Here is an 8,525-nt window from a genome sequence, read left to right on the forward strand (position 1 = left end):
CTCTCAAACGCCGAGGGCTTTTCAGGCAAAAAAATGAGTTCGTAATGCGAGCGTTCCACTTCGCAAAACTGAATCATTTTTCTGCCAGCTTCATCTGAAAAAATTTAGTAAACATTTGTTGTTTCAATTAAAGCCAAAATTCAAAGTAAAAATAATTTATTTTCATATTAAAAGAGCAGCCTTTTAGAACTGCTCTTCATCATCACTACTATGAGTTTTTAATCTGTAAGTCATTGTCGCTATGAACTTTTAATTTAAAGATTTAATTTTTTCCTCAATATCTCTAATTTCTTCTCTTATCTTTTTTATCAAATGCTGTCTTTTTACTTTCTCTCTTGTTAAAAAAATTCTTTTTTCTTCTACATCAGATAATTTTATTGCTTCTTTTTGTTCTTCTATCTCTTTTAATTTTGAAGTTGGATTATCTGATGTAATTACTTCTATAATTTCAGTTTCTTTGAAGTCATCTTTTTTTTGCCCTGTTAAAGTTTTTACAGTTCTGTTAGATAATGCCAAAACTTTTTCAGGCTCTTCAAGTCCCTTAGTTTGATATTTTAAGTATAAGGAATATTTTCTTATTGCTACATTTGCACTATCCCTATCTACACCTAATTTTTCTATCCATTTTCCAAAAAATCCATTTCCTTTATTTGAAAAAATTTGATTGGCTTCAAATATTGCTTTTGAATATTTAAAAATATGTTCCATTGATTTTTCCTTATGAAAAGTTATGTCGTTTTCATACTTTATAAGTTTTTCTTTTTCAATACCTGATATGTCAAGTTCCTCATAATTTATATTATAAATACTTTCAATTTTTGCAACTGCTGGAACTTTTTTACTATTAATTTTACTAAGATTTAAATTAAATTTTTTACTCATCTTATACCCTCTTTTTTCATTATTTCTTCTGCTAGGTTACTATAATCTTTTGCTCCGTTTGAATTTTTTGAATAATCAAATATTGATTGATGTGTAACAATACATTCAGACAGAGCTACATTTTTTCTTATTATACTTTTTAATAAATAATCTTTATATTCTTCTTGTAACTGTTCCTGTATTTGATCTGACAATGCTGTTTTCTCTTTTCTAATTAATATAATTCCTGATATGTCCTTTCCTAATCCTTGTGTAAAATTAATCGTAGCATTAAGTCCTAAAAGTTCATTTATTCCAGGTAATATTACAGGATAAACACTTGAAGTATAAATTGCTGAAGTTGTATAAGCATTAAATGCTGGAGCTGTATCAAATATTACAACGTCATAATTTTCTGATAAATTTTCTAAAAAATTATTCAATAATTGGTAATAATATGGTCCTTGATTTTTTAATTCTTCCATATCTTTTTCTGCTTCAGAGCCTGCACTTATTAAATATAAATTTTCATTTAGCATTTCAGGTTGGAAGCCATTTGCTCTTTCAATCAAGTAATCTCCCAATGAAAAATTTAATTCATTTACATTTACTCCAAAATTTGTGGAAAGATTAAGCTGCGGATCTGTATCTATTGCCAAAGTCTTTAACCCTTGTTTTGCAAAATAGTGTGCCAAATTGAAAACAGTTGTTGTTTTACCACAACCGCCTTTATTATTTACAATTGCTATTTTTTTCATAATATCCTCCCTGAAATATATTTATCCTTTATTTTCAGTATAACATTATTTATGAAAAAAGCAAATTTTTTGTTTGTCAGTCGTGACTGACAAACTGAATATATAATAATTTTCCCCTATTATTTTTTTATAATCAAATCCTCCGCTAACTCGATTATTTCTTGTGTAAATTCATTTTCATCAATATCATAAATAGCTTTTAATTGCATGTTAATATTTTTTATCTCTTCTATTTTTTTGGGATATTTTTCAGTTAATTTTTTAAATTGTATCTTATCTTTTAGTCCTGTATATATCGCTTCCAAATTTTCTATTGCTTCTGTATTTTCATTAATTTTATCCCAAATTTTTTCAGGCTTATTTTGCTTGCGAAGCTCGTCTTTTAAAGCTTCGATCTCTTTGGCTAAAATTTCATCGCTTAAATGCGCGCGCGAGCCAAACTGCGGGATCTTATGAAGCGGTTTGCCCAAGCGCACAAACTCCTCATTTTCCTTCTCAAACTCGCCTTTAAGAGCTAAGAATTCTTTTTCGATAAAATCGGAGTCAAGCTCTTTATAGCTGATGACCTGCGGTTTCATCGCGGCTGCGTGCATGCAGAGATTTTTTATAAGCTCCTTCGCACCCTCCGCAGTTTGCTCGCTGTCGCAAGCTGCTGCGATGATTACACCCACGCGGCCGTTTGAATGCAGGTAGCCGTTTACTATGCCGTTTGCACCCGCCTTAATCGTCTCAAATCTTCTAACGACCAAATTTTCGCCGATCGTAGCGATCTGGCTTTTTAGATGCTCATCGAATTTAACGCCGTCGATGATGCTGGAATTTAGCTCATCAATGCTGCTAATGCCCTTGGTTTGGATATGTAGAGTGGTATTTTTAACTAAATTTATAAAATTTTGATTTTTAGCCACGAAGTCGGTTTCGGAATTTATCTCGCTTATGGTGGCGATCTTGTGATCCGCGCTCACTTCGACGCTCACTAGGCCCTCGCTAGCTAGGCGATCGGCTTTTTTAGCAGCCTTTCCTAAGCCCTTTTCGCGAAGCAGATCTACGGCCTTATCCATATCGCCGTCTGTTTCAACTAAAGCCTTTTTGCAATCCATCATCCCCGCTCCGGTGCTTTCGCGGAGCTCTTTTACCATTTGCGCGCTGATTTCCATTACTCTTCGTCCTCGCTTACGTCAAAATCCTCTTCGCTCATCGCCTCGGCTACGACTTCCTCTTTCTCCTCGTCGCTGACGGCTTCGCTCTGCTCGACATCCTCGCTCGCATCTTGATCGCGAAGCGCCTTGCCTTCGTTGATCGCCTCAGCCATCTCTTGGCAAAAAAGCTGAACTGAGCGGATCGCATCGTCGTTGCCCGGAATCGGGAAATCGACTACGTCCGGATCGCAGTTCGTATCCAAAGGCGCGATAACCGGCATTTTTAGGCGATTAGCTTCTGCTACGGCAATCTTTTCTTTAACTACGTCGATGACGAAGATCATATCAGGAAGGCCCTTCATATTGCGAATGCCGCCTAGATAAAGCTCGAGCTTCTCTTTTTTGCGGCGAAGCATTAGCGCCTCTTTTTTAGTTAGTAAATTTATCGAGCCATCCTCTTCCATAGTCTCGATTACTTCGAGCTTGCGGATCGATTGCTTGATAGTGGAAAAATTCGTCAGCATGCCGCCTAGCCATCTGTGGCTCACATAAGGCATGCCGCATTTTTCGGCGTACTCTTTTAGCGTCGCGCCGGCTTGTTTTTTGGTACCTACGAAAAGTATGGTTTTACCCTCGGCAGCCGCGTCGCGAACTATATTATAAGTGTAGCGGAAGTAGCGGATAGTTTTTTGTAGATCTATGATGTAGATACCTTTTCTCTCGCCGAAAATGAATTTTTTCATCTTCGGATTCCATCTGCGTGTTTGGTGTCCGAAATGAACGCCGCACTCTAGCAAATCTCTCATTGTTACCATGAGTTTTCTCCTTGTGGGTTGCCCCGAAATTTAGTTTCTTCCTCCGCATCCGCCCGTAAATCTGCTCTAAATTTACAACTAAATCAAGGATTGATGCGTGTGAAATGAAATTGGAATTATATTTAAAATTTTATTAAAATAAGCTTGATTGTTATGCGATTTTACATAACTTATATAGTGTTTTGTTTTTATTCTGACGCATGCAAATTTGCTTAAGATTTCACAACAAATACCCCTTCTATCTAAACAAATTTACAATTAAAATGCATGAATTTTAGATTAAATTTTATTCATCACAAACCCGCAGAAGCGCCCCGTGACGCCGTCTCTGCGGTATGAAAAATGCCGCTCGCTCTCGAAGGTGCAGCGTGGATCGAATTTAACGTTTCGTACCCCCGCAGCTGCGAGCTCATCGCGCAGTGCGGCGTTCATATCGAAATGCCCCTGCGTTTTGTAGCGCTCAAACTCGCCCAGATCAAGCCCGCCGAGTTCGTAGTTTCGCGCCTTGATATTCGCGCCCACGAATACTTTCAGCTCCGCAGCGACGCAGCCAAAGCGCTCGCTCATCAAATTTATCGCATTGGTGCAGATCCGCCCTATCACGCCCGTGCGCCCCGCATGCACCGCAGCAACCACCCCGTGCCGCTCGTCCGCGATCAAAACGGGCGAGCAGTCCGCTACCAGCACGCACAGCGCCACGCCGCGCAGATCGGTCACGAGCCCGTCGCAGGGCGGGATTTCATCGCTACCTGTGCGTAAAATTTCAACTTTGTTTGAGTGGATCTGGCGCATAAATTTTAAATTTCGAGGCTCGATACCGAGCGCAGCGGCTAAAATTTCGCGGTTTTGCGCGACGTTTTGCGGATCGTCGCCCACGTGATCCCCTAAATTTAAGCTCGCATACGCTCCGCCGCTTACGCCTCCTTCGCGCGTGCTAAAGCCCCCCAGCACACCGTGCCCGTCCAACACAAACTCAAGATTTTCTCTGCAAATTTCGATTTTGTCCATCATGCGCCGCTTAATACAGGCTCAAAATTTTATCTACCGCATCCCACGAAAGCCCCTCTTTTTCGCCCTCGGCGCTATCATCACGTGCCGTGTCCATACCGCAGACAGGCTGTCCACCGGCAAAACGTAGCTGTGCCGCGACGTATCGCGCAAGCAGATCGGTCTCGATATTTACGCGGCGCCCGATTTTGTATGATCCAAAAAGCGTATCCTTAAACGTGAGCGGGATGATCGTAAGGCGAATGGCGCAGCTTTGCGCTTTGCTTTTTAAATTTGCGCCCAAAAAGTTTGGATCGCGAACGGAATTTGAGCTGCTAGAATTTTGCCCGCGCGAACCTGCGCCGCTAAAATTTGAACCGAGCGGGCCTTTGCGGTCTTTGTGAATAAAATTTCCGCCGCCCTCAAGCACTTCGTTGATCGTTAAGCTCACGCCATCGATCGCCACCGAGCCCTTCGGCGCTAGCAGCGGCGCTATATGCAGCGGCGCGCGGATAAAAAAATCGACGCCGCTTGCGAGCTTTGAAATTTTATAAATTTCGCCCACGGCATCGACGTGCCCTTGGATCAAATGCCCGTCTATGCGATCTCCAATCCGCATCGCAGGCTCAATATGCACCGAGCCGTGCAGGTTTTGTGCGGCGATGACGCGTGCCGTTTCGCTCGAAAGCTGTACCGCAAATCCGTCCGCAAAAAGCCGCGTCACGCTCAGGCACGCGCCGTTTACCGCGACGCTATCGCCGAGCGCGGGGCGGTATCTCGCGCGCAGTCGCAGCAAATCGCCGCTAAAGCTCGCGACCTGCGCGATCTCTCTGATCAGTCCGTTAAACATTATGAGCCTTTGGAATTTTTACGTGATATTAGCGTAGAATTTTGAAATTTAAGGTTAAGCGAAGCTCGGCGAGCGCGAAGCCCGCCGAATGAAGTTTGAAATTATTTTTTAGAAACGATGAAATCGGCTAGCGCTTCGATCGATTCGTCGTTGAGCGAAGCTGCTTGACCTTTCATAACGCCCATCATACCGAATTTTCCCTTGCCCTCGCCCAGAGTGCCGTCTTTGTAACCTTTTAGGCTAGCGATGATATCTTCCTTGCTTAGGGTGTTTAGCGCAGGTACTTTGCCGCCAAGATAAGGCTTCTCGGCATTGGCTCCGTGACAGGCCACGCATTTTTTATACAATGTAGCGCCGTCTGCGGCAAACGCTGCCGAACTAAACGCCGCAACCGCAGCACATGCAATAAGAACTTTTTTCATTCCTATCCTTTCTTTTTAAATTGTGGGTGCAGTATAATCAAAATTTAGTAAATTTCGGCTAAATTTTTGCAATTTGCGCTAAAGAGGCGAAATTCTATCTACTGCAAACTTTAGCGTAGAGGCTCAAAGCGGAATTTATGCTGTAAAATTTTAAGCGAATTTCGCCTTGCCCCTTAAATTTCAATCGTAAAATTTCGCGGCGAAATTCTACGGCGAAATTTCATCTAGATGTCAAATTCCATCGCGAAATTTTGCGCAGAATTTTAAAATTTCGCCGCTTTACTTTATGCGCGAAATTTCGCCTCTTTGCATCTTATAAATTTTATCTGCGGCGCCGAAGTATTTATCATCGTGAGAGATCGCAAAGATCGTGTATCCGCGCGATTTCAGCTCCGGCAAAATCCGCTCGTAAAACTCCGTGCGAAACTGCGGATCGAGATCGGCCGCAAACTCGTCAAGCATCAAAAATTTTCGCCCGTCCATCAGCACGCTTACGAGCGCTAGGCGCTTGCGCTGCCCGCTAGATAGGTTCGTGGTGCTAAATTTAGCCCCTTTTAGCTCAACCTTATCCTGTAGGTGCGTAAGCGCTAGCCACTCGCGCGCGATGTCCGCATCGCCCGTAGCGTAGTCGAAGAGGTAAAAATCGCTGAAAACTGCGCTTATATTGTTGCTATAAGCGCGCAGACCAGAGGGTTTAAGGGTCGCGCCGTCGGCTAAAATTTCGCCCGCTTGTGGCGTATAAAGGCCCGCTAAAATCATAAAAAGCGTCGATTTTCCGCTGCCGTTTTCGCCGATTAAAAACACCGTCTCGCCTGCATTTAGCTGCAAGTTTACCCCCTTGATGCCGAATTTCCCGCCGGGATACGAAAAGCTCACGTCTTTAAGCTCCAATCTGCGCCACGGCTGCATTTGCGCAAGCTCGAAGCCCTGCACGAACGGGTCCAAGTTTAGCTCATTTATCTTTGCGTAGGCGATCTTGGCGCGCAGCACGCTAGGAAGCGAGAATATGAGCATCATCAAAGGCGCGCGCAAAAAAAGCACCGTAAGCGCGATCGTTACGGCGTTTGCAAGCTCCGCTTTGCCGCCGCTGAGCCCAAAATAAAGCACAAAGCCTACGGCGCCTAGCATCATCACGTTCATAAAATTACTCGCAAACGCGCCGTAAACCTCGGCTCGAAGCGAGCTTTGGCGTAAATTTTGCGCGTTTGGCAAAAAGTCGTTTTCGTATAGGCTCTTTGCTTTGGCTAGGCTTAGCGACAGCTCCTTATGCCCCTCGATCGCCGCGGCGTAGTTTTTATACAAAACGTCCTCGTTTTGGCGGTACAGATCGTAATTTTGCATGACTTTTTTCATCAAAAAACGATTGAAAATCATCAGCGCGCCGATCCAGACGAATAAAAACGCAAACATCATAGGCGCGATGTATAGCACGTAGATGCCGCAAAACAGCACGATCATCGCGCCTTGAATGAGCTCTGAGATGCGCATAAAGCCCTCGGTCAGGCGCGAAATATCGCTGGAAAGGGAGGCAAGCAGGTTCGCCTTCGACGCAGCCTCGATGCACTCGAACTTCGTATCGATGATCTGCTTGATGATCTTGGTGCGCAGATCGAACACGAAGTCGTTTTCCATCTTGCAAAGCATGATGCGACTTAGCACCGAAAGCAGCAAAAATAGCGCCAAGAGCGCGAAAAATATCGCGATGATGCGCCCGCCTCTTTCGGCGCCGTCAAGTAGATATTTATTGATAAAGCTTAAAATCAAAATCCCCGAGCCGCTGTAGATAGCGTTTAGCGCGAGCATCGCGAGGATTTGTTTGGTATATTTTTTCATCTTTCGCCCCAATGAAATTTGAGCGCAATTGTGGCAAAATTCGCTTGAAAAAACGGTTAAATTTTAAATCCGTTCTCATTTCGCAAATAAAATTTTACTCGGGCTGCGTAAAATTCCGCCGTAAATTTATCCGCTTTTGGCGCGCCAGGAGCGATAAGCCCTATTTGTGTTTACGCCTCTGGCAGAAATTAGCAGATAGGATCAAATTTGACGGATCGTAAAATTTTGAATCAAATTTAAAAACCTAAAGCGGCAAAGCGCAAAATTTTAACTATATTTTTAAATTTTATAAACTTTGCCGGCTCTGCTAAAATCCAAATTTAACTCTAAGTATCGCCCTTTTTGTTGCGCTCCGTGATAAATTTAGCTAATAAATTTATCTCCAATTTACTCACTTCAAATAGCGCCGTGATTTTCTTTTCGGCTAGGTCTAAATTTTTGTTGCAAACAGCTTTGAAATATCTACGCAACTCGGCGTAATCGCTTGGATTGCTGATCATAAAATTACAAAACAAACCGTTTTTGCCCTGTAAAAATATCATATCAAAAACGCTATCGACGCCACCTCCGAAGTGAAAAATGATCTGGGGCAAAAGCACCATGCAGATCGTCGCTAAAATTATAAAAATAGATGTCGCTACGGGCAGCACTACAAACATCGCCGCCATGATAACGACAAGAAATATTACGCCTGTTTTACCGCCGACGCTATCTAGCCCGTAATGTATCGGAAGCGCATAGGATACTGTTTTGTGAAGCTTTCGTATTTGACGCGGCGTAATTTCCGCAAAAATTTCGCCGTCAATTATCTTGACGATTTTATCGTTGTAAAAATAGACATAAGCGTTTCTATAGAAATT

8 protein-coding genes and 1 pseudogene are annotated in these 8,525 nt (G+C 42.8%); all 9 read right to left on the reverse strand.

Going from position 1 to position 8,525, the window contains the following annotated elements; genetic code table 11:
• Nucleotides 1-249: 249 nt before the first annotated feature.
• Entirely contained in the window at nt 250-882 is a 633-nt protein-coding gene (locus Q0095_RS01390; protein WP_297880673.1) for a hypothetical protein, read from the reverse strand.
• Nucleotides 879-1,619 carry a ParA family protein gene (locus Q0095_RS01395; protein WP_297880675.1) on the reverse strand — a complete coding sequence of 247 codons (741 nt, stop codon included), beginning with the start codon at nt 1,617-1,619 and terminating at the stop codon, nt 879-881. Before Q0095_RS01395 ends, Q0095_RS01390 begins: the two co-directional genes overlap by 4 nt.
• A gap of 332 nt (nt 1,620-1,951) precedes the next feature.
• A pseudogene (gene tsf, locus Q0095_RS01400) lies at nt 1,952-2,776 on the reverse strand (translation elongation factor Ts); the annotation flags it as partial.
• A complete protein-coding gene (gene rpsB / locus Q0095_RS01405) occupies nt 2,776-3,573 on the reverse strand; it encodes a 30S ribosomal protein S2 (protein ID WP_297880676.1) in 798 nt (265 codons plus the stop codon). The pseudogene tsf and the gene rpsB, both read right to left, overlap by 1 nt.
• A 279-nt stretch (nt 3,574-3,852) precedes the next feature.
• Nucleotides 3,853-4,581 (reverse strand): polyphenol oxidase family protein, encoded by a 729-nt coding sequence (locus tag Q0095_RS01410; protein ID WP_297880684.1) that lies wholly within the window; start codon nt 4,579-4,581, stop codon nt 3,853-3,855.
• Nucleotides 4,582-4,591: 10 nt separating this feature from the next.
• Nucleotides 4,592-5,410 (reverse strand): riboflavin synthase, encoded by an 819-nt coding sequence (locus Q0095_RS10210; protein ID WP_366805916.1) that lies wholly within the window; start codon nt 5,408-5,410, stop codon nt 4,592-4,594.
• 101 nt (nt 5,411-5,511) lie between these two features.
• The gene (locus Q0095_RS01425) at nt 5,512-5,832 is read right to left on the reverse strand and encodes a c-type cytochrome (RefSeq protein ID WP_297880678.1); all 321 of its coding nucleotides are present in this window, start codon (nt 5,830-5,832) and stop codon (nt 5,512-5,514) included.
• A gap of 279 nt (nt 5,833-6,111) precedes the next feature.
• Nucleotides 6,112-7,665, reverse strand: a complete 1,554-nt coding sequence (locus Q0095_RS01430) for an ATP-binding cassette domain-containing protein (RefSeq protein ID WP_297880680.1) — start codon at nt 7,663-7,665, stop codon at nt 6,112-6,114.
• A 326-nt stretch (nt 7,666-7,991) separates the two neighbouring features.
• Nucleotides 7,992-8,525, reverse strand: a 534-nt coding sequence (locus Q0095_RS01435) for a hypothetical protein (protein ID WP_297880682.1), incomplete at its 5' end; no start/stop codon positions are given.

The organism is uncultured Campylobacter sp. (genome assembly GCF_938045535.1).
Classification (GTDB): Bacteria; Campylobacterota; Campylobacteria; order Campylobacterales; family Campylobacteraceae; genus Campylobacter_B.